General features: G+C 66.8%; 24 protein-coding genes. 14 read left to right on the top strand and 10 right to left on the bottom strand.

What is annotated here, in order from left to right:
* Positions 1-6: 6 nt before the first annotated feature.
* The 4 genes from F1654_RS03895 to kdsA are packed head-to-tail and all read right to left on the bottom strand — an operon-like array spanning position 7 to position 4,417.
* On the bottom strand, positions 7-855 hold the full coding sequence (locus F1654_RS03895; protein ID WP_150022168.1) for an alpha/beta fold hydrolase: 849 nt from the start codon (positions 853-855) through the stop codon (positions 7-9).
* Positions 855-2,057, bottom strand: coding sequence for a glycine C-acetyltransferase (locus F1654_RS03900; RefSeq protein ID WP_150022169.1), 1,203 nt, complete (start codon positions 2,055-2,057; stop codon positions 855-857). The genes F1654_RS03895 and F1654_RS03900 overlap by 1 nt, the downstream gene beginning before the upstream one ends.
* The gene (gene rfaE2, locus F1654_RS03905; RefSeq protein ID WP_233205107.1) at positions 2,054-3,538 is read right to left on the bottom strand and encodes a D-glycero-beta-D-manno-heptose 1-phosphate adenylyltransferase; all 1,485 of its coding nucleotides are present in this window, start codon (positions 3,536-3,538) and stop codon (positions 2,054-2,056) included. The genes F1654_RS03900 and rfaE2 overlap by 4 nt, the downstream gene beginning before the upstream one ends.
* A 12-nt stretch (positions 3,539-3,550) precedes the next feature.
* Positions 3,551-4,417, bottom strand: a complete 867-nt coding sequence (kdsA, locus tag F1654_RS03910) for a 3-deoxy-8-phosphooctulonate synthase (protein WP_150022170.1) — start codon at positions 4,415-4,417, stop codon at positions 3,551-3,553.
* Between the two features lie 162 nt (positions 4,418-4,579).
* On the opposite strand from kdsA, the gene F1654_RS03915 reads away from it, so the two are divergent.
* Genes F1654_RS03915 through F1654_RS03935 form a run of 5 tightly spaced genes read left to right on the top strand, consistent with a single transcriptional unit; the run spans position 4,580 to position 10,280 of the window.
* Positions 4,580-5,995 carry a cryptochrome/photolyase family protein gene (locus F1654_RS03915; protein WP_233205108.1) on the top strand — a complete coding sequence of 472 codons (1,416 nt, stop codon included), beginning with the start codon at positions 4,580-4,582 and terminating at the stop codon, positions 5,993-5,995.
* On the top strand, positions 5,992-7,368 hold the full coding sequence (locus F1654_RS03920; RefSeq protein WP_150022172.1) for an NAD(P)/FAD-dependent oxidoreductase: 1,377 nt from the start codon (positions 5,992-5,994) through the stop codon (positions 7,366-7,368). The genes F1654_RS03915 and F1654_RS03920 overlap by 4 nt, the downstream gene beginning before the upstream one ends.
* Entirely contained in the window at positions 7,365-8,189 is an 825-nt protein-coding gene (locus tag F1654_RS03925; protein ID WP_150022173.1) for a DUF1365 domain-containing protein, read from the top strand. Before F1654_RS03920 ends, F1654_RS03925 begins: the two co-directional genes overlap by 4 nt.
* 43 nt (positions 8,190-8,232) lie before the next feature.
* On the top strand, positions 8,233-9,489 hold the full coding sequence (locus F1654_RS03930; RefSeq protein ID WP_233205109.1) for an SAM-dependent methyltransferase: 1,257 nt from the start codon (positions 8,233-8,235) through the stop codon (positions 9,487-9,489).
* Complete coding sequence (locus tag F1654_RS03935) at positions 9,486-10,280, top strand: crotonase/enoyl-CoA hydratase family protein (RefSeq protein ID WP_150022174.1); 795 nt, start codon at positions 9,486-9,488, stop codon at positions 10,278-10,280. Before F1654_RS03930 ends, F1654_RS03935 begins: the two co-directional genes overlap by 4 nt.
* 191 nt (positions 10,281-10,471) lie before the next feature.
* On the opposite strand, the gene F1654_RS03940 is transcribed toward F1654_RS03935, so the two are convergent.
* The 3 genes from F1654_RS03940 to F1654_RS03950 all read right to left on the bottom strand — a co-directional run bounded on the left by F1654_RS03940 (position 10,472) and on the right by F1654_RS03950 (position 12,770).
* A complete protein-coding gene (locus F1654_RS03940; protein ID WP_150022175.1) occupies positions 10,472-10,780 on the bottom strand; it encodes an I78 family peptidase inhibitor in 309 nt (102 codons plus the stop codon).
* A complete protein-coding gene (locus F1654_RS03945) occupies positions 10,777-11,226 on the bottom strand; it encodes a DNA polymerase III subunit chi (protein WP_150022176.1) in 450 nt (149 codons plus the stop codon). Before F1654_RS03945 ends, F1654_RS03940 begins: the two co-directional genes overlap by 4 nt.
* A gap of 68 nt (positions 11,227-11,294) precedes the next feature.
* Positions 11,295-12,770, bottom strand: a complete 1,476-nt coding sequence (locus F1654_RS03950; protein WP_150022177.1) for a leucyl aminopeptidase — start codon at positions 12,768-12,770, stop codon at positions 11,295-11,297.
* A gap of 160 nt (positions 12,771-12,930) precedes the next feature.
* On the opposite strand from F1654_RS03950, the gene F1654_RS03955 reads away from it, so the two are divergent.
* The 9 genes from F1654_RS03955 (at position 12,931) to F1654_RS03995 (ending at position 22,542) form a co-directional block, all read left to right on the top strand.
* Positions 12,931-14,049 (top strand): LptF/LptG family permease, encoded by a 1,119-nt coding sequence (locus tag F1654_RS03955; RefSeq protein ID WP_150022178.1) that lies wholly within the window; start codon positions 12,931-12,933, stop codon positions 14,047-14,049.
* Positions 14,046-15,143, top strand: coding sequence for an LptF/LptG family permease (locus F1654_RS03960; RefSeq protein WP_150022179.1), 1,098 nt, complete (start codon positions 14,046-14,048; stop codon positions 15,141-15,143). Before F1654_RS03955 ends, F1654_RS03960 begins: the two co-directional genes overlap by 4 nt.
* A 76-nt stretch (positions 15,144-15,219) precedes the next feature.
* On the top strand, positions 15,220-16,473 hold the full coding sequence (locus F1654_RS03965) for a peptidylprolyl isomerase (RefSeq protein WP_150022180.1): 1,254 nt from the start codon (positions 15,220-15,222) through the stop codon (positions 16,471-16,473).
* Positions 16,470-17,459, top strand: a complete 990-nt coding sequence (pdxA, locus tag F1654_RS03970; protein ID WP_150022181.1) for a 4-hydroxythreonine-4-phosphate dehydrogenase PdxA — start codon at positions 16,470-16,472, stop codon at positions 17,457-17,459. Before F1654_RS03965 ends, pdxA begins: the two co-directional genes overlap by 4 nt.
* Positions 17,456-18,313 (top strand): 16S rRNA (adenine(1518)-N(6)/adenine(1519)-N(6))-dimethyltransferase RsmA, encoded by an 858-nt coding sequence (gene rsmA / locus F1654_RS03975; protein WP_150022182.1) that lies wholly within the window; start codon positions 17,456-17,458, stop codon positions 18,311-18,313. The genes pdxA and rsmA overlap by 4 nt, the downstream gene beginning before the upstream one ends.
* A gap of 64 nt (positions 18,314-18,377) precedes the next feature.
* On the top strand, positions 18,378-19,751 hold the full coding sequence (radA, locus tag F1654_RS03980; RefSeq protein WP_150022183.1) for a DNA repair protein RadA: 1,374 nt from the start codon (positions 18,378-18,380) through the stop codon (positions 19,749-19,751).
* Positions 19,752-19,761: 10 nt separating this feature from the next.
* Positions 19,762-20,343: a CvpA family protein gene (locus F1654_RS03985; RefSeq protein ID WP_150022184.1), complete on the top strand. Its 582-nt coding sequence runs from the start codon at positions 19,762-19,764 to the stop codon at positions 20,341-20,343.
* A gap of 1 nt (position 20,344) precedes the next feature.
* Positions 20,345-21,811, top strand: a complete 1,467-nt coding sequence (gene purF, locus F1654_RS03990) for an amidophosphoribosyltransferase (protein ID WP_150022185.1) — start codon at positions 20,345-20,347, stop codon at positions 21,809-21,811.
* The gene (locus F1654_RS03995) at positions 21,808-22,542 is read left to right on the top strand and encodes an SDR family NAD(P)-dependent oxidoreductase (RefSeq protein ID WP_150022186.1); all 735 of its coding nucleotides are present in this window, start codon (positions 21,808-21,810) and stop codon (positions 22,540-22,542) included. Before purF ends, F1654_RS03995 begins: the two co-directional genes overlap by 4 nt.
* On the opposite strand, the gene F1654_RS04000 is transcribed toward F1654_RS03995, so the two are convergent.
* Genes F1654_RS04000 through F1654_RS04010 form a run of 3 tightly spaced genes read right to left on the bottom strand, consistent with a single transcriptional unit; the run spans position 22,539 to position 24,093 of the window.
* Positions 22,539-23,033 carry a periplasmic heavy metal sensor gene (locus F1654_RS04000; RefSeq protein WP_150022187.1) on the bottom strand — a complete coding sequence of 165 codons (495 nt, stop codon included), beginning with the start codon at positions 23,031-23,033 and terminating at the stop codon, positions 22,539-22,541. The genes F1654_RS03995 and F1654_RS04000 overlap by 4 nt on opposite strands.
* Positions 23,030-23,443: a hypothetical protein gene (locus F1654_RS04005; protein ID WP_150022188.1), complete on the bottom strand. Its 414-nt coding sequence runs from the start codon at positions 23,441-23,443 to the stop codon at positions 23,030-23,032. Before F1654_RS04005 ends, F1654_RS04000 begins: the two co-directional genes overlap by 4 nt.
* Complete coding sequence (locus F1654_RS04010; RefSeq protein ID WP_150022189.1) at positions 23,440-24,093, bottom strand: sigma-70 family RNA polymerase sigma factor; 654 nt, start codon at positions 24,091-24,093, stop codon at positions 23,440-23,442. Before F1654_RS04010 ends, F1654_RS04005 begins: the two co-directional genes overlap by 4 nt.
* Positions 24,094-24,102: the final 9 nt, after the last annotated feature.

Below are 24,102 nucleotides of genomic sequence, written 5' to 3' on the forward strand. Positions count from 1 at the left end.
AAAGGCTCAGTCGAGCGGGCTATGGCGCGCAAAGAAGCGCTCCGCCGCCGCTGTGATGATTTCAGGCCGGTCTTCCTGCATCAGATGGCCGCTGCCCGGCACGGGCTCGAGCGTCTCCGCCGGTGTCAGAGACGCGAACCGCCGGCCGTGCTCGATCGGGATCCACGCATCGGCCTCGCCCCACAGAATGTGAAGCGGCGCGCGGATCTGGCCATAAAGCGGTTCGACCATGTCGGTATAAGCCTGATCCATCTGGGCGATCTGCCGGTAGAAACCCCGCTGCCCCGCCTCGCCGCGCCAGGGCGCAATATAGGCTTCATACGCGTCTGCACTCAGCGGGCTGGCCGCCGCCGTCTGGAGATAGGCGCGCAACAGCGCCTCATGCATGTATTCAGGCAGGGTGGCGAAGGCTGCTTCATGCTCACGCACATGCTGCACGAAGGGCGACCCCCAGGGCCGCACACACACCGGGTCGATCACCATCAGCGCGTTATAATCGACCTGATCAAGCAGATGGCTGCGCAAGGCTGTGGCCCCGCCAAAATCATGGGCGATCACATCCGGGCGCACGGCGCCGAGATCGGCCATCAGCGCCGTGAACACGGCGTTCTGGACACCCAAGGATACGTCCGCGTCGGGCTTGTCGCTCGCCCCGTATCCAAGCAGGTCATGGAACACAACGCGGCGCGTGCGCGCGAGCACTGGCGCGATGCGCCGCCAGACCTGTGAGTTGAAAGGCGTGCCATGCAAAAGCCAGAGCACGGGCGCATCTTCCGGCCCCATCACGCCATAGCGCACGTCATGGCCGTCGAACCTGAAGCGGCGATCCAGGATCAGGGCGGGACCGCCCGCCATCACACCACGCCCAGTTTTTGGCCCACTTTCGTAAACGCCTGTACCGCCCGGTCGATCATGTCCGGGGTGTGGGCCGCGCTCATCTGGGTGCGGATGCGGGCCTGGCCCTTGGGCACCACGGGGTAGAAGAAGCCGATCACATACACCCCCTCGCCCATCAGCGCGTCGGCCATGCGCTGGCTCAGCGCCGCATCGCCCAGCATCACCGGAATGATCGGGTGTTCGCCCGGCAGGAGGGTGAAGCCGGCTTCGGTCATCCCTGAGCGGAAGCGTCTGGCGTTGTCGAACAGGCGCGCGCGCAGATTATCGCCCTGTTCCACCAGATCCAGCGCCGTCAGGCTGGCGCCGGCGATGGACGGGGCCAGAGAGTTGGAAAACAGATAGGGGCGCGAGCGCTGGCGCAGCATGTCGATCACGCTCTGGCGCGCGCAGGTGAACCCGCCCATGGCGCCGCCCAGCGCCTTGCCCAGCGTGCCGGTGACGATGTCGATCCGGCCCAGAACCCCGCAATGCTCCGGCGTGCCGCGGCCCTTGGCGCCCATAAAGCCGTGGGCGTGGCAGTCATCGACCATGGTCAGGGCGCCATAGCGCTCGGCCAGATCGCAGATCTCGGCCAGCTTGGCGATATAGCCGTCCATGGAGAACACGCCGTCGGTGACGATCAGGATTGTGCGTGCGCCGTCGGTGCGGGCCTGTTTGAGCTTGGCCTCCAGATCATCCATGTCCGAATTGGCGTAGCGGTAGCGCTTGGCCTTGCACAGGCGTACGCCATCAATGATGGAGGCGTGATTGAGCGCATCGGAAATGATCGCGTCATTGTCGTCCAGCAAGGGCTCGAACACCCCGCCATTGGCGTCGAAGGCGGCGGCGTAGAGGATGGCGTCCTCATGGCCGGTGAAGGCCGCCAGACGCTGTTCCAGCTCGCGGTGCACCTCCTGCGCGCCGCAGATGAAGCGCACCGAGGCCACGCCATAGCCATAGCGGTCCAGCGCCGTCTTGGCGGCCGCGATCAGGCGCGGATCATTGGCCAGGCCCAGATAGTTATTGGCGCAGAAATTGAGCACGTCCGACGCCGCGCCATTGGTGCGCACGCTGATTTTCGAAAATTGCTGGGAGGTGATCACGCGTTCGCGCTTGAAGAGCCCGTCCGCCTCGATCTCCTTCAGGGTCTCGCTCATGCGCTGATAGAAGCTCTCGGTCATGGCAGGTCTCCCGAACGGCCGCGTTTGAGGCGCTCGACGAGCGCAGTTGTAGACAGGCCCGGCTCCAGCGGCGCCAGCACCACCTCTCCGCCACGCGATTTCACATGGGCCGCGCCGGGCAGCTCATCTGCGATATAGTCGGCGCCCTTGACCAGCACATGGGGGTTGAGGGCCCGGATCAGGGCTTCGGGCGTGTCCTCCTCGAACACCACCACCCGGTCCACCATGTCCAGAGAGGCCAGCATCAGCGCGCGCGAAGCGGCTGTATTGATGGGTCTTTCCGCGCCCTTGAGGCGGCTGACCGAAGCGTCGGCATTGAGCCCAACCACCAGCCGGTCACAGACCGAGGCGGCATGGCGCAAGACGGACAGATGGCCAGGATGGAGGATATCAAAACAGCCGTTTGTGAAGCCCACGCGCAGGCCTTCAGCGCGCCAGCGTGCAGTCAGGCCCGCCGCATCCGCCCGCGTCAGAATACGCCAGACCGGCGCTTCAGCGCCGCCCAGCGCATCCTCGATCAGCTCGTCAGGCGCCACCACCGCGGTGCCCGCCTTGCCCACCGCTACGCCGGCGGCGAGATCGGCCAGCGCCATGGCTTCGCTCAGCGGCACGCCTGCGGCCATGGCCAGGGACAGCGCGGCCAGCGCCGTGTCTCCCGCGCCCGATACGTCAAACACGCTGCGCGGGCGCGAGCGCTGATGGGTGACGGCGCCGGAGGCGTCCAGAAGCGTCATGCCCGCCCCGCCGCGCGTGACCAGCAGAGCGTCGGTTTGCTTGAGGCGGGTTTTCAGCGCGCGCAGCGCCGTCTCGGCCTCGGCGTCATCGCTGACCGGCAAACCGGTTTCGGCGGCCAGTTCATCGGCATTGGGCTTGATCACCGCCGCGCCGTCATAGCGCTCATAGCCCTTGCCGCGCGGATCGACGCTGACGGGAACACCCGCCTTGCGCGCCGCAGCGACCAGCCGGGCGATCAGGTCCGGCGTCAGCAGCCCCCGGCCATAATCAGACAGGATCAGCACGTCGGCGCGCGCCAGCCGCGCCTCGGCGGCTTTGAACACGGCGTCAACGGTCGCATCACTGACCGGCGTTCGCGGATCGCGGTCAACGCAGAACATTTGCTGGTTCTGGGCCACATAGCGGATCTTGGCCGGCGTGGCGCGTCCGGCTTCGGTGACCAGGTCGGCGTCCTCGCCGCAGGCTTCGCGCACCAGGGCGCCCGTTTCAGCGCCTTCTGCGTCCTCGCCGGCGGCCGAGACCAGCATGGCCTCACCGCCGAGACTGGCGATATTGCGCGCCAGATTGCCCGCCCCGCCCAGCATCACGCTGCGCCGGGTCTCCGACAGGATCGGCACGGGCGCCTCGCGCGAGATGCGCTCTGTGCGGCCATAGACGAAGCGGTCCAGGATCACATCGCCGACCACCAGGGCCCGGCGTCCGGCAATGGCGGACAACAGCCGCGCGGCGTGCTCGCGCTGCATCATGCGTCTCCCGGACTAAAGCGCCGTGACCGGATTGGCCTTGGCCATCGCGTCAAACGTCTTGAGATCGCGCATGATCGCCTCGAACTTGCCCAGCGGGATCATGTTCGGACCGTCAGACGGCGCATTGTCCGGATCGGGGTGGGTTTCCATGAACACCGCCGCCAGACCCAGCGACACCGCCGCGCGGGCGAGATAGGGCGCAAACTCGCGCTGGCCGCCGCTGGAGGCGCCCTGCCCGCCGGGCTGCTGCACCGAATGGGTGGCGTCAAACACCACCGGGCATCCGATGCGGCCCATGATCGGGATGGCGCGCATGTCGGTCACCAGCGTGTTATAGCCAAAGCTCACCCCGCGTTCGCAGGCGAGCACATTGGGATTGCCGGCGCCGGTGATCTTTTCGACCACGTTCTTCATGTCCCAGGGCGCCAGGAACTGGCCCTTTTTGACATTGATCGCCTTGCCGGTTTCAGCCGCAGCGATCAGCAGATCGGTCTGGCGGCACAGGAAGGCGGGAATCTGCAGCACATCCACGGCTTCAGCCGCGATGGCGCATTGCTCGGCGGTATGCACATCGGTCAGGACGGGCAGGCCCGTGGTTTCGCGGATTTCAGCGAAGATCGGCAATGACGCCTTCAGACCCAGCCCGCGCTGGCCCTTCACGCTGGTGCGGTTGGCCTTGTCGAAAGAGGTCTTGTAGATCAGGCCGATGCCAACCTTGTCGGCCATCTCCTTGAGCGCAGACGAGACTTCCAGCCCATGGGCCCGGCTTTCCAGCTGGCAGGGGCCGGCGATCAGCACCAGCGGCAAGCCATTGCCGATCTCGAGATCACTCGCGCCCGGACGCTTCAGACGCACGATTTTATTGGGTTCTACAGACACGTAAGGACAGCTCCTGCAGCGTGTTGGGCGGCGCCTGACAGCGCACGCGCAGCGGCGGACTGATCCGCCCGATCATGACCTGCGTATTACGCTACAAACGCATTTTCGTCACCCGCCGCGCGCTGCTGATCCCTGATGACCCGAGAGCCTGCCCCCGTCCTGATGTGGTTTCGTCAGGATCTGCGCCTGAGCGATAATCCCGCCCTCCTGGCCGCCGCGGCGAGCGGCGCGCCGGTGATCTGCGTCTATGTGCTTGATGATGTCTCGCCCGGTGTCTGGAAGCGCGGGGGCGCCAGCCGCTGGTGGCTGCATCATTCGCTGGCCTCGCTGGACAAGGACCTCAGGGCCTTCGGCGCTGGCCTGACCCTCCTCAGGGGCGATGCGCGAACCGTCATCCCCGATCTGGTCAAAGCCTCCGGCGCACACGCGGTCTACTGGAACCGGCGTTATGAGGCCTGGGCGCGCACACGTGACGAGGCCATAAAAACCTCGCTCAAACAGGCTGGCGTGGAGGCGCGCTCGTTCAACGGCTCGCTGATCGTGGAGCCCTGGGACATCGCCACCAAGAAAGGCGCGCCCTACCGGGTGTTCACCCCGTTCTGGAAAGCCCTGCAGGCCAGCCATGCGCCGCCGGAGCCCGCCGGGCGTCCTTCGAAGCTTCAGGTGATCGAAGGCCCGGGCGGCGAGGATCTCGCCTCATGGGGCCTTCTGCCGACAAAGCCGGACTGGGCCGGGGGACTGCGCGACGCCTGGACGCCGGGTGAAGCGAGCGCACAAGGACGGCTGGGCGAGTTCATCGCCAACCGGGTCAAGGCCTATGCCGGCACGCGCAATCTTCCGGCTGAACACGGCACCTCGCGCCTGTCGCCGCATCTGCATTTCGGGGAAATCTCCCCGCGTCAGGTCTGGCATGGCGTGGAACAGGCTGGCCTGACAGGCAGCGAGGGCGGGCGCACATACTTGAGTGAAATCGGCTGGCGCGAGTTCAGCTATAACCTCCTGTATCACTTTCCGGATCTACCCGACGCCAATTTCCAGCCCCGCTTTGACCGCTTCGACTGGACCGGCACGCCGGACCAGCTGGAAGCCTGGAAACGCGGCCAGACCGGCTACCCGATCGTGGACGCCGGCATGCGCGAGCTCTGGCATACCGGCTGGATGCACAACCGGGTGCGCATGATCACAGCAAGCTTCCTGATCAAGGACCTGTTCATCGACTGGCGCGAGGGCGAGGCCTGGTTCTGGGACACGCTGGTGGACGCCGATCTAGCCAGCAATGCCGCCAGCTGGCAGTGGACCGCCGGGTCCGGCGCGGACGCCGCGCCCTATTTCCGCATCTTCAACCCGGTCTCCCAGGGCGAAAAATTCGATCCGGACGGCGCCTATGTGCGTAAATGGATACCAGAGCTGGCCGGATTGGACGCAGATGTGATTCACGCGCCATGGACAGCCGGGGGGCTCGCGCTGGCGCGCGCAGGGGTGAAGCTGGGGACGGACTATCCTGAACCGATGGTGGACCACGCCGGGGCGCGCAAGGCGGCTCTGGCGGCGTTTGAGAAGATCAAGGACATTGCATGACGGCCATTGAACCGGTTCTGACCCGCCGCTCGCAAATCGCTGTCATCGGGGCGGGCGTGTCCGGCCTTGGCGCGGCCTGGGCGCTGCGCGGGTCACATGACGTCACCCTTTACGAGAAAGACGCACGGCTGGGCGGCCACGCCAACACCGTCACCATCGATTATGACGGCGCATCCATCGATGTGGACACCGGCTTCATCGTCTATAACGAGCTCAACTACCCCAATATGACCGCGCTGTTCGCCGAGCTGGGCGTGGAGACATTCCGCACCGATATGAGCTTCGGCTTCAGCCTGGACCGGACGCTGGAATGGTCCTCCAACGGGCTCAAGGGCCTGTTCGCAGACCCGGCCAATCTCGCCCGCCCGGGCTTTCTGGGCATGCTGCGCGACATAGTGCACTTCAACGCCAGCGCCCGGCGCGATCTGGTTTCCGGCTCGCTTCATGGCCTGACCCTGGGTCAGTATCTCGACCGCATCGGCGTGGGCGAGCGCTTCCGCGCATGTTATCTTCTGCCCATGGGTGCGGCGATCTGGTCATCTTCCGAAGCCGCCATGGCCGATTACCCGGCTGAGGCCTTCGTCAAATTCTTCAACAATCACCGCCTGATGCACGCCTCGCGCCCGCAATGGCAGACGGTCAAGGGCGGCAGCCGCACCTATGTGCGCCGCATCGCCGCCGATCTGGAAGCAGCCGGTGTGGCGCTGGCCGACGGCGCCCGGAGCGTGCGCCGAGACGGCGGTAGCGTCTGGGTTACCGGCGCGGACGGCGCCGAGCAGCGCTTTGACGAGGTGATCCTGGCCTGCCACGCCGACCAGGCCTTACGCCTGCTCAGCGACGCCGATGCGGACGAGCGTGAGCTTCTGGGGGCGATCCCTTACGCTCCGAACATGGCGGTGCTCCACCGCGACACGTCCTTCCTGCCCGCCCGCAAGGGCGCGCGCGCGGCCTGGTGCTATATGCGCGAGGCGGGCGAGGCCGGCGCGTGCGTGACCTATGACATGAACCGACTGCAGGGCATTGATCCGTCCCGCCCGCTCATGGTCACCCTCAATCCCGGCCGCCAGCCTGACCCGGCGCTGACCTTCGGGCGGTTCGAGTATGACCATCCCCAGTTCACCGCCCCGGGCCTGGCGGCCCAGCGCATTTTCAACCGCATCCAGGGCGTGAAGCACACCTGGTTCGCTGGCGCCTGGCTCGGTTACGGCTTCCATGAAGACGGCCTGCGCGCGGGCCTGCGCGCCGCCTTGCGGCTGGGCGGGTCCATTCCGTGGGTGTTCGCTGATGGCGATGTCAGCGGCGGCGCCTGGGGACCGCGCCCGCAGGTCTCAAGCCCGGCCCGGCGCGCCGGCGCGCTTCCGGCGGCCGAATGAGCGCCGCGTCCGCCCCCCTGCCCGCTCCGGTGGAGCTTTATCTGGGCCATACGGTCCATGAACGCCGTGCGCCCTTCACCCACCGCTTCCGCTACCGCATCGCCTCCATCCTCATCGATCTGGAGCGACTGGACGAGGCCGGGCGCATGAGCCGTCTGTTCTCGGTGGAGACATTCAATCTCTACAGCTTCCGCCAGCGCGATCACGGCCCCGGCGACGGCTCGTCCCTGACCGACTGGGCGCGCGCGCGCTTTGAGGAGGCCGGCATCGCCATTGGTGAAGCCCGGCTGCGCCTGATGTGCTTTCCGCGCGTGCTCGGCTATGTGTTCAACCCCCTCTCGATCTATTTCGCGGAAGGGGCGGATGGCGCCCTCAAGGGGGTGATCTATCAGGTGCATAACACGTTTGGTGACCGCCACGCCTATGTCGCCCCGTGCGCTGGCGAAACGCCCGAGCGCCAGGAGGCGGACAAGGCGTTTCACGTCTCTCCCTTCTTCGATCTGGGGGGACGTTATGAATTCACCCTGCGTGCGCCGGGCGAACAGTTCCAGCTGACCATCTTCAAGCAGCGCCAGCCCGGTCCGGACCTGATGGCCACCATGGCCCTGCGCCGCAAGCCCCTCACGGGGCGCGCGCTGGCGTCCCTGTTCGCCAGCCAGCCCTTTTCCACCCTGAAGACCATCTCCGCGATCCATTTCGAAGCGCTACGGCTCTGGATGAAGGGCGCGCGCTACCACCCCCGCCCGGTCCCGCCCGGGCAAGCCAGCCAGGCCCGCCTGTCCGCGCCTCACCCTCCGGCTTCTCTTGGCCGCGACCGCTGAAACCCGTACAATAGGCCTTGAGCCAAGACTCGACGGAGCCCCGATGACCAAGCCCGCCGACATGACCGCTCACCCTTCAGCCATGCGCGCTGACAGCGCAGCGATTGACAGCCTGAAGGGCGTGCCGCGCATGACCCGTTTTGCGCTGCGCATGCTGCTCAAGCTGCGCACCGGCTCGCTGACCGTGGTGCTGCCCGAAGGCACGGCGCTGCGCTTTGACGGCGCCGCCCCCGGCCCCCAGGCGCGCATGGAGGTGCTCGATTACGCCATCGTGCGCAAGGTCTTCGCCGGCGGTGATGTGGGCTTTGCCGAAAGCTTCATGGATGGCGACTGGACCACGCCGGACCTGCCGGCGGTAATGACCGTGTTCTCGGCCAATCTCGACCAGATGCCGTCCATCGCCACGGGCGGGCCGCTGACCCGGATGATCAACTGGATCCAGCACCGCCTGCGCGCCAACACAAAGCGCGGGGCGCGCAAGAATATCGAGGCCCATTACGATCTGGGCAACGCCTTCTACAGCCAGTGGCTGGACCCCTCCATGACCTATTCCTCGGCGCGCTTCACCGGCGCGGACCAGTCCCTGGAGGACGCCCAGCACGAGAAATACGCCGCGCTGGCGCGCATGATCGATCTGCAGCCGGGTCATAGCGTGCTGGAAATAGGCTGCGGCTGGGGCGGGTTCGCCGAGTTCGCCGCCCGCGATATAGGCGCGAACGTGACCTGCCTGACCCTGTCGCCCTCCCAGCGCGACTATGCGCTGGAGCGCATGCAGCGCCACCAGCTCTCCGAGCGTGTCGAGATCAAGCTGCAGGACTATCGCGACGAGAGCGGGCGCTATGACCGGGTCGCCTCCATCGAGATGTTCGAGGCGGTCGGCGAGGAATACTGGCCGGGCTTTTTCTCGAAAGTCGCCGACGTGCTCCATCCCGGCGGGCGCGCAGGCCTGCAGATCATCACCATCCGAGATGATCTGTTCGAGCGCTACGCCCGGCGCGCCGACTTCATCCAGCGCTATATCTTCCCGGGCGGCGTGCTGCCCAGCGTGGCGGGCCTGCGCAATCATTTCGACCGCGCGGGGCTGGCCATGGACGCCATGGAGCAGTTCGGCCAGGACTATGCGCGCACGCTCAATATCTGGCTGCACAATTTCCGTCAGGCCTGGCGGGATATCCAGCCGCTGGGCTTTGATGCGCGCTTCCAGCGCATGTGGGAGTTCTACTTCGCCTATTGCGAGGCGGGCTTCCGCACCGAACGCATCAATGTGGCGCAGTTTGCACTGAGCAAGGGCGCGGCTTGAGCATACTTTACGAGCGCGACGGCCCGGTGGCTGTCATCACCATCAACCGGCCGACCGTGCGCAATGCGCTGGACGGAGCGTCGGCTGCGGCGCTGGCGCAGGCCGTGCGCCGCTTCGAGGCCGATGAGGACGCCGCCGTGGCGGCGCTCACCGGCGCGGGCGGGCATTTCTGCGCCGGCGCTGATCTCAAATCCATTCCTGACGGAACCGGCCCGCGCGTGGAAGAGACCGGCGACGGCCCGCTGGGGCCAACCCGCATGGTCACATCCAAGCCTGTGATCGCCGCTGTGGAAGGCTATGCGGTGGCGGGCGGACTGGAGCTGGCTTTGTGGTGCGATCTCAGGGTGGCGTCGCAGACGGCCGTCTTCGGCGTGTTCTGCAGACGCTTCGGCGTGCCCCTGGTGGATGGCGGGACGGTGCGCCTGCCCCGCCTGATCGGCCAGTCGCGCGCCATGGACATGATCCTCACCGGACGGGCTGTGGAAGCCGAGGAAGCGCTCGCCTTCGGGCTGGCCAACCGCGTTGTCCCCGAGGGCGAAGCGCTGGCCCGGGCGTGCGAGCTGGCGCGCGAGATCGCCGCCTTCCCGCAAACCTGCCTGCAACAGGACCGGATGAGCGCGTTGGAGCAATGGGGGCTGGGTGAAGAGGCCGCACTGGCCAATGAGACGCGCCGCGGGCTCCATACCCTGTCCAGCGGCGAAACCCTGGACGGCGCACAGCGTTTCAGCGCCGGCGCCGGACGCCATGGCCGCTTTGATGCGGACCCGGGGTCTCAGGGTGAAACCTCATAGGCCCCGCCTATATAGCGCTTCGGAATTATCGATTTCTGCTAGAGGCGCGTGTCTGGCACTATAAATCAAGGAAGACGCTCTTCCGCGTCCCCAATGCCCTGACGGCTTCCTCACGGGCCCCTTGCCTGTGGACCTGACCTGACCGCCCCCGAAGCCTCCCCCCGGCTTTGGGGGCTTTCAGTTTTTGGCGATCAGCCGCAGCGCACCGCCACCACCACGCCATTGCGGTCGGTGATGATGTTCAACCGGTCAGGACGATGGTCCATGGTCACCGGATCGCCTTCGGCATAGATGCGCCGGGGTGAAGGCAGGCTGTCGGTATGAACCTCGGAAATGGGCTGGCCGATCAGGGTCTGATAGGTGGGCGCAGCGCAATCGCGCCCCTCTCCGGTGCGGTCAACCACCGGATAGCCCATATCCGCGCTGTCATCGTTTTCAGCCATGGTCTGGCAGGCTGTCATGGACAGGGCCGCCGCACAAATCACAAGCCAACGCATCATCCCGATTTCTCCCAGCGGCCCGATGAGGACTGTTTATAATAAGATACCGGCGTTTGCGACTTTTTCCGGGCGCTCCACAGCGCTCGCGCGGCGTTCAGCGCGCCAGGATCATCGGCCTCGAACATCACCAGCACCCGGTCCCAGCCGCCCCCGTCGCCCGGGTCGGCGCCGTCCAGGCAGAACAGCATGGTGGCGTTATTGATATTCTCCGGCTCACGGGCCAGCAGCACGGGCTGCTGATCGGCGCGGGGCCGGTCGGCCCGGCCATGGGGCAGGAAGCTGTCGTCAGTGAAGGTCCACAAATGCTGGTCCAGGCTCTCGATCCGGCTCTCGAGCGGGCTGATCACCAGCGCGCGCCCGCCGCGTTCGAGCACTTTCATAAGCAGCGCAGGCAGGGTCTGCTCAATGCGGGCGCTCTCATGGTGATAGAACCAGATTTCGCTCACCGCCCGCTCCCGCGCCTGACGGGACAGGCCCGCGCCGCATCCTTCACGGACGCAGCGCGGGCGCGCCCTTACGCCTCGTAATGATCACGCACCAGACGGTCGAGCAGGCGCACGCCATAGCCCGTGCCAAAGGTCGGCAGGCGCGGGTCTTTCGCACCCGAATACATGCCGGTGCCCGCGATATCGATATGACACCAGGGCACGTCATTGGTGTAGCGCTGGAGGAATTGGGCCGCGGCGATCGACCCGGCCAGGCGGCCCTGGCCGAGATTCTTCATGTCCGCGATATCGCTGTCGATCTGGCGGTCATATTCAGGCCCCAGCGGCAGGCGCCACACGCCCTCATCCGAGGCCTTGCCGGCCTTGAACAGCTGATCGGCGAGCTTGTCGTCATTGGAGAAAATACCCGCATGCTCATGGCCGAGCGCGATCAGGATTGCGCCGGTGAGCGTTGCCAGATCGATCATGAAGGCGGGTTTGAATTCCTTCTGGGTGTACCAGAGCGCATCGGCCAGCACGAGGCGGCCTTCGGCGTCGGTATTGAGGATTTCGATGGTCTGGCCGGACATGGAGGTGACGATGTCACCCGGACGCTGGGCCTTGCCGTCGGGCATGTTCTCCACCAGGCCGATCACGCCGATGGCGTTGACCTTGGCCTTGCGCCCGGCCAGCGCCGCCATCAGGCCGACCACGGCGGCCGAACCGCCCATATCGCCCTTCATCTCGTCCATTTTCTCGCCCGGTTTGAGCGAGATGCCGCCAGTGTCGAAAGTCACGCCTTTGCCCACGAAGGCCAGCGGGGCTTCACCCTCCTTGCCGCCATTCCATTTCATGATGACGAGCTGGGATTCCTGGGCCGAGCCCTGACCCACGCCCAGAAGCGCGCCCATGCCGAGCTTCTTCATCGCCGACTCGCCCAGAACCTCGATTTCAAGGCCGGTCTTGTCGAGCTTCTTGACCTTGCGCGCATACTCCTCGGGGCCGAGATAATTGGGCGCCTCGTTGACCAGATCGCGCGCCAGCACCACGCCTTCGGCCACAGGCTCCCAGTCCTTCCAGACCTTGCGCGCGGCTTTCTCGTCGCTGACCACGATCTCGACCGCAGACAGGGTCGGCTTTTTGTCGTCGGACAGCCGGGTGCGGTATTTGTCAAAGCGGTAACCGGCCAGCACAGCGCCCAGACCGGCGCGCGCCGCGCCTTCCAGATCCGCCGCTCCGTCCAGGCGCAGCGAGAGCGTCTTGGCGCCCGAGGTCAGCAGCGCCTTGACCAGGCCCGCCGCAGCCTGCTCCAGTACATTGCCATTGACCGCTTTCTTGTCGCCCAGACCGAACACCACGATACGTCCGGCCTCCACCCCGGCCGGCGCCGTCACAATGACCGACTGCCCCGCCGCGCCAGTGAAACGCGAAGCCTTGAGCGCACGCGTCAGCGCGCCGCCGGCCTGCGCGTCCAGCGCCTTGGCGGCGTCTGACAGGGCTCCCCCGGCATAGGCCGGGGCGGCGATGGCGTCTCCGGTGGCGGCGTTGTTGAATTTGATCTTCATGGGCTTCCTTTCCGCAATCGGCGGGGCGCGCAAGGGAAGGGACACCGCTCGCGCGCATGAATATGACAGGCGTGCGCCAGTGGTATCGCATCGCGCGCCGGGTTAGAAGACGGTCAGTTCATACTCGCCGCCAGCCGGTCCATCTCACCCGAGCCTGCCCATGACCTTGTTCCAGCGCTATGTATACCGGCAGGCGCTCTGGCCGTTTATTGGCGCGCTGGCGGCGTTGTTCGGCCTGGCCCTGCTGACCCAGTCCCTGACCAATCTCAACCTGCTCGCTGACCAGCGCGACACGGCGCTGCGCTTTGTATGGATCACCATGCTGGCCATGCCCCAGGTGATCGCCCTCCTGGTGCCCGTCGCGGTCTTCATCGCCTGCGCCATGGCGTTAAACCGGCTCAACAGCGATTCCGAGCTGATCATCGGCGCCGCCTCGGGCATGAGCCGGGCCCAGCGCCTGTCGCCCGTCTTGCGCCTGGCTGTCTATGCGCTCTTGCTCAATCTGGTCATCAATCTGTTTGTCCAGCCCATGAGCTTCCGCCAGATGCGCGAGCAGGTGTTCGAGATCCGCACGGACATCGCCGCCAGCCTGATGCGGCCAGGTGAATTCATCGCCATGGGCGAGCATGTCAGCTTCTATACGCGCGAGATCGGCGATGACCGGGTGCTGCGCGGGGTCTTTATCGAGGACGGGCGCGGGACCAGCGCCACAGCCTACGCCGCGCGCCGCGCCGTTATTGCGCGCAGCGACCGCGGGCCGGTCATGCTGCTGGAGGACGGCGTGCTCAGCCAGCTGGACGAGACCGGGACGCTGGCGAATCTGAGCTTCGACCGCTACGAATTTGATCTGGGCGCGTTTGTCGACACCTCGTCGGCTTTCTTCTTCAAGGAAAGCGACCGCTTCCTGCCCGAGCTCCTGCAGCCCAGCGCCGCCGACCGCGCGCGCGCGCGGCGCCCTGAGGACCTGGCAGCCGAAGGTCATTACCGGCTGTCATCTCCGCTCTATGTCATCGCTTTCGCCCTGATCGCTGCGGCCGCTTTCATGTCAGTCGAGCACCGGCGCACGGGCTATATGCGCTTCATAGTCATAGCCGGCGCGGGCGCTCTCCTATTGCGATTGGCCGGGTTCGCCGTACAGGCGGGAGCTTCGAACAATAGCGATCTCAACATCCTGCAGTATCTGGTGCCGCTGGCCGGGGCGGCGGCCGCGCTGTGGCTGATCGCCCGGCCCGACCGAAGTGCCCGCCAGCGGCGGCGCGCCGTGAGGGCGCCGGCATGATTTCCACGCGCCTGTCCCGCTATATATTCTGGCAAACGCTGATGGGCGTGGTGGGCGCGGCGTGCGTGATCATCGCGGTGATCATCCTGATCGATTTTGTGGAAACCTCCCGCGACATCTCCCGGCGCGCCGATGTGGGCGCGCTGCAGGCGCTGGAACTGACGCTTCTGAAAACCCCCAAGCTGGTTCAGGACACGCTCGCCTTCATCGTGCTGTTCGGGGTGCTGTTCACCTTCTTCCGGCTGAACCGGCGCAGCGAGCTGATCGTGATGCGCGCCTCGGGCTATTCGGCCTGGCGCATCCTGGCCCCGGCCGGGGCGCTGACCCTGGTGGCGGGCCTGCTGGGCGCGGCGCTGCTCAATCCGCTGAGCGCGGCCACGAATGCGCGCTTTGAAACCTTGCGCGCCCAGCATGTGCTGGCGCGCGGGGAAGCCCCGTCCACGCCGCGAATCTGGCTGCGCGAGACCACGCCTTACGGCTTCGTCTTCATCGGCGCCCAGAGCATTGATCCGGACGCCTCCTCCCTGAACGCACCGGTGTTCCGCTTTTTCATGGAGACGCCGCAAGGCGCCCCGCGCCTGGAACGGACAGTCTTCGCAGACCAGGCCGAGCTGCGCGGGGGCTTCTGGGCCCTGAGCGGGGCGAGCGAGGCCATGCCAGGCGATCCGCTGGAAGCGCTGGGCGAGGTGTCTTTGCCCACATCCATCGGCGCCCAGGCCCTTTTCGAGCGCGTGCGCTCGCCCGAGGGCGTCTCGTTCTGGCGCCTGCCCGGCGTGATCGATTCCGCCCGCGAGGCAGGACTATCAAGCCGGCCCTATGAACTGCGATGGCAAAGCCTGATGGCCCAGCCACTGCTCCTGTTCGCCGCCGCCCTGTTGGCCATCGGCGCGACCTTGCGCCTGCATCGCCTTGGCGGCGCCGCCGCCTTCGCCGCCGCAGGCGCCGGGGCCGGCTTCCTGTTGTTTTTCAGCCAGGCGCTCTTGCTGGGCCTGGGTGAAGCAGGCACGCTCGGCCCCATAACAGCGGCATGGACCACGCCCGCCCTGTTCACTCTGGCGGGGCTGTTTTTCATCGCAACGACGGAAGACGGCTGACCTGCAGCGTCCCGCGATTGCACCTGAGCGCGCAATGGGTATCTTGCCCCTCACACCAGTCACAATGGTTGAACGTATGCGATCCAGTCTTCTTTTGCGCCTCGCCGCCTGTCTTGCGGCGCTTGTGATGGCCGCCCCGGCCGCGCGGGCGCAGATGGTGGAGGGCATCGCCGCTGTTGTGAACGATGAGCCGATCACGACCCTGGACGTGCGCGACCGCATGCGCCTCATCCTGTTCTCTGCAGGGATAGAACCCAATGAGGACATCCTCGCCCAGGTGCTGGACCAGGCCCTTCGCGGCCTGATCGAGGAAGCCATCCAGCTGCAGACCGCAGATGAGTTCGATCTGGAAGTGGATGAAGAAGAGATAGACGACGCCCTGTCCAATCTCGCCCAGTCCAGCGGTGAATCCCTTCAGGCCCTGCGGCGCGATCTTGAAAACGCAGGCGTGCCCATCGAGACATTGCGCCGTCAGGTGCGCGCCGAGATCGCCTGGTCCATTCTCACCAATGGCCGTTTCCGTTCGCGCATCCGCGTCTCCGACCAGCAGATTGATGTCGCCATGGAGCGTCTGGTCGCCGCTGCCCAGCAGCAGCAATTTCGCATGCTGGAAATCCTGATCGAGGTTCCCTCGGGATCCGGCGGCGAGGAGCGCGCGCGCAATACCATCGAGACGGTCTATCAGCTGATCGACCAGGATGATGTGCCGTTTCAAGCCATCGCCCAGCAGTTCTCCGCCGCGCCCAGCGCCGCTGTAGGCGGCGATACCGGTTATGTCACGGCCGCTTCAATCCGCTCGCAAGTGCTGGAAACCGTGCAGCAAATGCCAACCGGCTCCATCTCAAACCCGATCCGGGTGCCCGGCGGGTTCATGATCGTCGCCCTGATCGACCGGCGCGAGGGCCGGGTGGTTGAGCAATTGAGCCTTTATCAGGCCACCATACCCAATTCGCGTGTCACCGACGCCTCACGCCCGGCCTTGACCCGCGCTGCTTCACGCCTGCGCGGATGCGATGACGTGTCTGGCGCCATGTCGGGCGTGGAAGGCCTGATTGTCTCCAATCTGGGCGCTGTGGCGGTCAACGCCCTGGTGCCCCAGATCCGTGACGCGGTGCGCGGGCTCGAGCCCGGTCAGGCCACCAGCGTGCTGGAAACCGGCGCGGGCCTGCAGGTCTTCGTCCTGTGTGAGCGCGAACTGACGGGGCCGGGCGTGCCGACCAGCCAGGAAATCGAACGCCAGCTCATCGACCAGCAACTGGGCCTTCTGGGCCGGCGCTGGCTGCGCGATCTGCGCCGTGAGGCGACGGTCGAAATCCGCGACATCCAGTGATCTGCGCCCCGCTCGCGCTGACCCTGGGCGATCCGGACGGGATCGGCCCGGAGATCACGCTGAAGGCCTGGCGGGACTTGCGTGACGAAGCGCATTGCTTTGCGCTGACTGGCGATCCGGACCAGGCTTACGCGGCCGCGCTCGCCCTTGATCTGCCCCGCCCCGAACCCGTCACGTCCTGGCGTGAGGCGCGTGATGTGTTCGCCGACGCCTTGCCCGTCATCGCCCTGCCCGCCGCGCAAGGCCCGCGCGCCGCGCTGGCCTCCATAGAGGCTGGCGTGCAGGCGGTGTTGTCCGGCGAGGCCTTCGGCCTCGTCACCAATCCTGTCTCCAAGGCGCGGCTCTATGAGGCGGGCTTTCAGTTTCCCGGCCATACCGAATATCTCGCCCATCTCACGGCTGAAGCGCCGGTTCAGGGCCCGCGCGGGCCGGTGATGATGCTGGCGGGCGGCGGGCTGCGCTGCGCGCTGGTGACCATTCACCAGCCCTTGCGTGAGGCCATCGCGGCGCTGACGCCGGAACGCATCATCGAGACGGCCAGGGTGACGGCCCATGCCCTGAAACTCGATTTCGCCATTGAACATCCGCGCCTGGCGCTGGCGGGACTGAACCCGCACGCCGGGGAAGGCGGCGCGCTGGGCCGTGAGGAGATCGATATCCTTGCTCCGGCCCTGGACGTCCTGCGCGCCGAAGGGCTGGCTATCGCTGGGCCCATGGCGCCGGACACCATGTTCCACGCCGAGGCGCGTGAACGGTATGACGCAGCGGTCTGCCTTTATCACGATCAGGGGCTGATCCCGGTCAAGACCCTCGATTTCCATGGCGGGGTGAATGTCACGCTGGGCCTGCCGATCGTGCGCGCCAGTCCCGATCACGGCACCGCGTTTGACATTGCGGGCAAGGGCGTAGCCCGTCCTGACAGCCTGATCGCGGCCATCCGGCTGGCGTCAGACATGGCCGCAAACCGCCTCCGGGCGCAGTCATGAATCTGGACGCCCTGCCCCCCTTGCGCGATGTGATCGCGCGCCATGGCCTCGGCGCCGACAAGCGCTTTGGCCAGCACTATCTGCTGGACCTCAATCTCACCGCAAAGATCGCGCGGCTGTGCGGAGATATGAGCGGGCACGCCGTGCTGGAGGTGGGTCCCGGCCCGGGCGGGCTCACCCGCGCCCTGCTGGGCGCCGGGGCGGAGCGCCTCATTGTCATTGAGAAAGACGCCCGCTTCCTGCCTGCCATGGGCGAGCTGGCGCTCGCCGCGCCGGGGCGTCTTGAGGTGGTTCAGGCCGATGCGCTGAAAGTGGATGAGGCCTCGCTGGTCAGGGGGCCGGCCCTGCTGGCTTCGAACCTGCCCTATAATGTGGGCACGGCGCTCTTGATCAAATGGCTGGAGGCTAGTCCCGTCTGGTGGTCCCGGCTGGTGTTGATGTTCCAGAAAGAGGTCGCCGAGCGCGTGGTGGCCGCCCCGGGCTGGGACGCCTATGGCCGGCTCGCCATCCTCACCGCCGCCGTATCGCGCGCGCGCTACGCCTTTACGGTTCCGGCCCGCGCTTTCACCCCGCCGCCCAAGGTCGATAGCGCTGTTGTTGTGATCGAGCCCTTGAGCCAGGCGGAGCGCTTTGATGATCTCGAAGCCCTGCGCATCGTCACTGAAAGCGCCTTCGGCCAGCGCCGCAAGACCCTGCGCCGTTCCCTCGCCCAGGCCGCTATCCGCACGCCGGTCTCCAGCGAAACTCTGCTGGAGGCGGCCGGGATTGATCCCTCCGTCAGGGCTGAAACCGTCGGCCCTGAAGGCTTCTTGCGCCTCGCCCGCGCCTGGCGCGCCGCGAAGGATGGCCAGTGAGGGGCGCCGGGCATCGGCGAATCGCCTCGGTCCGGTCTATAGTGCGCGCCGCTAGCGAGGGATAATGGCGCGTTCCGATACTGTTTTTGTCTGCCAGTCCTGCGGGGCGGTGCACGCCAAATGGGCCGGGCGCTGCGACGCCTGCGGGGCGTGGAACACGCTGGTGGAGGAAGCTGGCGCCAGCGCGCCCATGGGCTCCGGCGCCAAGGCCCAGCCGGTGCGCGCCAGCCGCCGCTCGCGTCTTGAGCTGGTGGATCTGGGAAGCGAACAGCCCGATCCTGAACGCCTGGTCACCGGCATAATCGAGCTCGACCGGGTCGCCGGCGGCGGCCTGGTGCCGGGCTCTGCGGTTCTGGTGGGCGGCGATCCGGGCATTGGCAAATCCACGCTTCTCCTGCAGGCCGCCGCACGGCTGGCCGCAAACGGCGCTACATCGGTCTATGTCTCGGGTGAAGAGGCCGCCGGTCAGGTGCGCCGCCGCGCCCGGCGGCTGGGTCTGGCCGATGCGCCCGTAAGGCTCGCCGCCGAGACCTCGCTGGAAGTGATTCTGGAGGGCCTGCGCAAGGAGAGCCCGGATTTCGCCGTCATCGATTCGGTGCAGACATTGTGGTCTGACCAGCTGGCCGCCGCGCCGGGCACGGTGGCCCAGGTGCGCGCCTGCGCCCAGGAGCTGGTGCGGTTTGCCAAAAAGCGCAACACGGCGGTGGTGCTGGTTGGCCATGTCACCAAGGACGGCCAGATCGCCGGCCCGCGCGTGGTCGAGCACATGGTCGACGCGGTGCTCTATTTCGAGGGCGAGCGCACCCACCAGTTCCGCATCCTGCGCGCGGTGAAGAACCGCTTCGGCCCGGCCGACGAGATCGGCGTGTTCGAAATGGCTGAAGCCGGCCTGCAGGAAGTCGCCAACCCATCGGCCCTGTTCCTGGACGGGCGCGGCAAGAACGCGTCGGGCGCAGCGGTGTTCGCGGGCATGGAGGGCACCCGCCCGGTGCTGACCGAAATCCAGGCTTTGGTGGCGCCGGCCGCCTTCGGCACGCCCCGGCGCGCGGTGGTGGGCTGGGATTCAGGACGCCTGGCCATGGTGCTGGCCGTGCTGGAGGCGCGATGCGGCCTTGGCTTTGGCGGCCGTGACGTATATCTCAACGTCGCGGGCGGACTGAAAATCGCTGAGCCTGCGGCGGATCTGGCGGTGGCGGCGGCCTTGATCTCTTCCTTCCTCGACACACCCTTGCCCGCAGATGGCGTCGTGTTCGGCGAGATCGCCCTGTCCGGCGATGTGCGCCCGGTAGGGCGCACCGAAGCGCGCCTGAAAGAAGCCGCCAAGCTGGGCTTCACCCGCGCCCTGACGCCCGATGGCGCAGACGGGGCGGGCCTTCGTATAGACAGCGTGGACACCGTGCAGGCGCTGGTGCGCCAGCTCGGCCAGGACACGGAATAAGGGGGGCGGCATGGAACAAGGCATTGCCGGTTTTGACCTCTTCGCCCTGGCGATCCTGTTCGTCTCCGGCGTTCTGGCGCTCCTGCGCGGTTTCGTGCGCGAGGCGCTGACCGTCACCGCCTTCGTCGCCGCCGCCCTGGCCGCCCTGTGGACAAGACCGGTCTTCGCCGGGCTGATGCAGGGGGTGATCGCCTCGGATCTGCTGGCCAATCTGATCGTTCTGGGCGTGGTGTTCCTCTTGGTCTATCTGGCGGTCAGCTTCGTCACCAGCTCGCTGCAGAAGGGCGTGAAGTCCGGCGAGGACGTGACCGTGATCGACCGCACGGCAGGCTTCGTCTTCGGACTGGCGCGCGGCCTGGTCCTCCTGGGCCTGCTGGTGCTGGTGTTCAAGAACACCCTGCCCGGCGCCGAGCCGTCCTGGCTGACGCGCGCCCAGGTCTATCCGGTGGCCAACGCCACGGCGAACCTGCTGCAATCGCTGGCGCCCGAAGGCAGCTGGGCGCGCGATGGCGCTGCAGACGGACAGCGCCGGGATGTTGACGACGACGAGCTGGGGCGCCTTATCGAGCGCACGATCGACGGGAGCCGGTAGCATGAGTTTTCCCTGCCTGGCCTATGACGCCGAAAGTGACAGGGCGCGCGAGGAATGCGGCGTGTTCGGGGTGCGCGGCGCAGCCGAAGCCGCAGTCCTGACCGCCTTTGGACTGCACGCCCTGCAGCATCGCGGCCAGGAAGCCTGCGGCATCACCAGCTATAACGCCGGACGCTTCCACTCCGAACGCCATCTGGGCCTGGTGGGCGAGCACTTCACCGATCCGGCCACGCTCAAGGCGCTGGCGGGCGACATGGCCATGGGCCATGTGCGCTACTCCACCTCCGGCGGAGCGGTGCTGCGCAATGTCCAGCCGCTCTACGCCGATGTGCGCGGCGGCGGCGTGGCGCTGGCCCATAACGGCAATCTGACCAATGCGCGCGCCTTGCGCGACGATCTGGTGGCTGGCGGCGCCATCTTCCAGTCCACCTCCGACACCGAGGTCATTCTCCAGCTGGCCGCGCGCTCGAAAAAGACCAAATCGGTGGACCGGCTGATCCAGGCCCTGACCCAGATCGAGGGCGCGTTCGCCCTTGTGGGCCTGACCAATGACAAGATGATCGGCGCACGCGACCCGCTGGGCATCCGCCCGCTGGTCATGGGCGAGCTGGACGGCGCGGTGATCTTCACCAGCGAGACCTGCGCGCTGGACATGATCGGCGCGCGCTTCCTGCGCGAGGTGGAGCCGGGCGAAGTGGTGATCGTGTCCGACGAAGGCATCGAGACGCGCCGCTACGCCCCGCGCACGCCGGCGCGCCCATGCGCATTTGAATACATCTATTTCGCCCGTCCCGACTCCATCATTAACGGGGTCTCGGTCTATGAGGCGAGGAAACGCATGGGCCGGCGCCTGGCCGAGGAAACCCCTGCCGATATTGACGTAGTGGTGCCGGTGCCGGACTCCGGCATGGCCGCGGCTTTGGGGTTTGCCGAAGCCATCGGCAAGCCGTTCGATCTGGGGATCATCCGCTCCCACTTTGTGGGACGCACCTTCATCCAGCCCACCCAGGCCAAGCGCGATCTGGGCGTGCGCCGCAAACACGCCGCCAACCCGGCCGTGCTGAAGGGCAAGCGGGTTCTGCTGATTGACGATTCCATCGTGCGCGGCACCACCTCGAAAAAGATCGTACGCATGGTGCGCGAAGCGGGCGCCACGGAAGTCCATTTCCGCTCCGCCTGCCCGCCCATCACCCATCCCGATTTCTATGGCATAGACATGCCCATGCGCGAGGAGCTGATGGCCGCCAGCCATAATCCCGAACGCATGCGCGCCATGCTTGAATGCGACACGCTCGGCTTCCTTTCGGTGGAGGGGCTGTACTGGGCGGTGCGCGGCGAAGCGCGCGATCCCGAACGGCCCCAGCTGGCCGACCATTACTTCACCGGGGAATACCCGACCCGGCTTGTGGACCGCGATCAGGCGCGCTCCAACAAGGATGAACAACTCTCGCTTCTGGTGGATGCATGACCCAATCTCGCCCGCTTGAGGGCCGCGTAGCGCTGGTGACCGGCGCCTCGCGCGGCATCGGCTATTCTGTCGCCCTGGCGCTGGCTGAGGCGGGTGCGCATGTGATCGCAACGGCGCGCACCCAGGGCGGGCTGGAGGAGCTGGACGACGCAATCAGGGCGGGCGGCGGATCGGCCACCCTGGTTCCCATGGACCTCGCATCCGCAGACGGCATCGAGAAACTGGCCGAGGCGGTGGGGCAGCGCTGGGGCAAGCTGGACATCCTCATCGCCAATGCCGGCGCGCTGGGCTCCCTGACCCCGGCGGCGCAAATCCCGTCCAAGGTCTGGAATGAGGTGCTGGCGGTCAATCTGATCGCGCCGGGCCGCCTGATCCGGGCGTTTGAGGCGCTGCTCAAGGCCTCTGACGCAGGCCGGGCGGTATTCACTACATCAGGCGTGGGTGCGCGCCGCGCGCCCGCCTACTGGGCCGCCTATGCGGCGTCCAAGGCCGGGCTGGAAGCGCTGGTGATGAGCTGGTCGCGCGAGCTGGCCGACACGCCGGTGCGCGTGAACCTTCTGAATCCGGGGCGGGTGCGCACACGCATGCGCGCCAAGGCGGTGCCGGGTGAAGACCCGCAAAGCCTGCCTCATCCCGATGAAATTGCTGGCGATTTCATCACGCTCTGCCTGCCTGGCGAGACCCGCCATGGCCAGGTGGTGCAAGCTGGAACGGCTGTGAGCGAAGGCTAGTTGCGCGACCGCCGTAAGCGAGCCCCCCGTTCGGGCGGCGCAAACGCCGCCTCCAGCACGGCCTCGCGGGCCTCAGGTTCCATGCGTTCGAGAATGTCCAGTATCACCGCTTCGGTGCGCGCATCCATGCGCGCGCGCGCGTCACGCGCCCCGGCCATGGCCGCTTGTGCGGCTTCGGCGTCAAAGGGCTGGGCGCGCAGAGTTTCCGACGCGGTGCGGCGCGCCTGCATCGCCTCACGTCCCAGCTCGCGCAAATGCGGACTGGCCGCTTCGAAGCGCTCTCGCGCCAGGGGCCGCTGGTCCTCAGGCAGGGCGCGCATGAAGGCGCGCAGGCTGAAATTACCGCGCATCATCACCGGCCCGGAAGACGGCCTTTCGGCGGCGGGCGACGGTTCCGGCGCGAACCAGTGACGCGCCCCGGCGCCGATCAGCACGCCATTGAGCAGCACCGAAACCAGCAAGAGCACAATCCAGATATTCACACGGTTCATCGCGCCGCCTCCTCAAGCCAGTCTGTTTCCTCTTCGGCCAGAACGGAAAACGCTGTGCTGTAAAGCGCTTCCTCGCCATTGACCGGCATCTGGCCCGCGCTCACCAGCCAGCCCCCGCTCACGCCCAGCACCAGCGCCGCTGCCGCCGCCATGGGCGCCCAGCGCGGCGCAGAAGCGCGCGCGGCCACGCCGCTGGCGATGACGGCGTCATAAAGGGCCGGATCGGGCGCAGGCGCGGGCGCCGCGTCCAGCAGCGCATCGAGTTCATGCTCTGCGTTCAGCGCGGCCTGGGCCAGCGCCGGTTCGGCGGCAAGATAGGCGCGCGCGGCGGCCTGTTCGGGTTCGGGCCAGGCCTGGATGTCAGGACCATACAGTCCCGCCAGGTCTTCAAACCGGTCTTGCGTCATCATGCTTCGCCTCCTCGCCCTTCACTGAGCGTGCGGATCATACCCTCCGCTTCGTCCAACAGCGCCGCCTTGAGCCCGCGCCGCGCCCGCGCCAGCAGGGATTCCAGCGCCTCTTCACTGATCTCCAGGCAGGCGGCGGCCTCGGCCTGGCTCATATCCTGAAAATGGCGCAATTCCAGCGCCATGCGCTGGCGTTCTGGCAAGGCCGCGATGGCCTGGCGCACCTGCTCAGCGCTTTGCCCCGCCGCCAGGGTCTGATCTGCGCCCGGCGCAGGATCCTCACGCTCGGGCATGACATCGCCCGCCAGGGGCCGCTCGCGGCGTTTGCGCAGGCGGTCATGGCAGGTATTGATGGCGATGCGCGCCACCCAGGTTTCCAGCTTCGCCCGGCCGGGATCATAGCTCCCGATCTTGCGCCAGACCTTCACGAAGACATCCTGGGCGGCGTCCTCGGCCTCGCTGGAATCGCCCAATAGTCTGAACGACAAGGCGTGAACCATGGGCAGGCAGCGCCGTGTCAGCGCCGCCACCGCCTCGCGCTCCCCGCGCGCCACGCCTTCGGCCAGCGCCCGGTCTGCAGCGGCCTGCATCCCGCCTGCCCCGGCCTGAGGGCCGGGGCGTCCTGAAATCAGGCGCAAGGCGGGACGCATCATGCCATGGCT

Origin of the sequence: Alkalicaulis satelles (assembly GCF_008630495.1) — a bacterium.
Lineage (GTDB): Bacteria > Pseudomonadota > Alphaproteobacteria > Caulobacterales > Maricaulaceae > Oceanicaulis > Oceanicaulis satelles.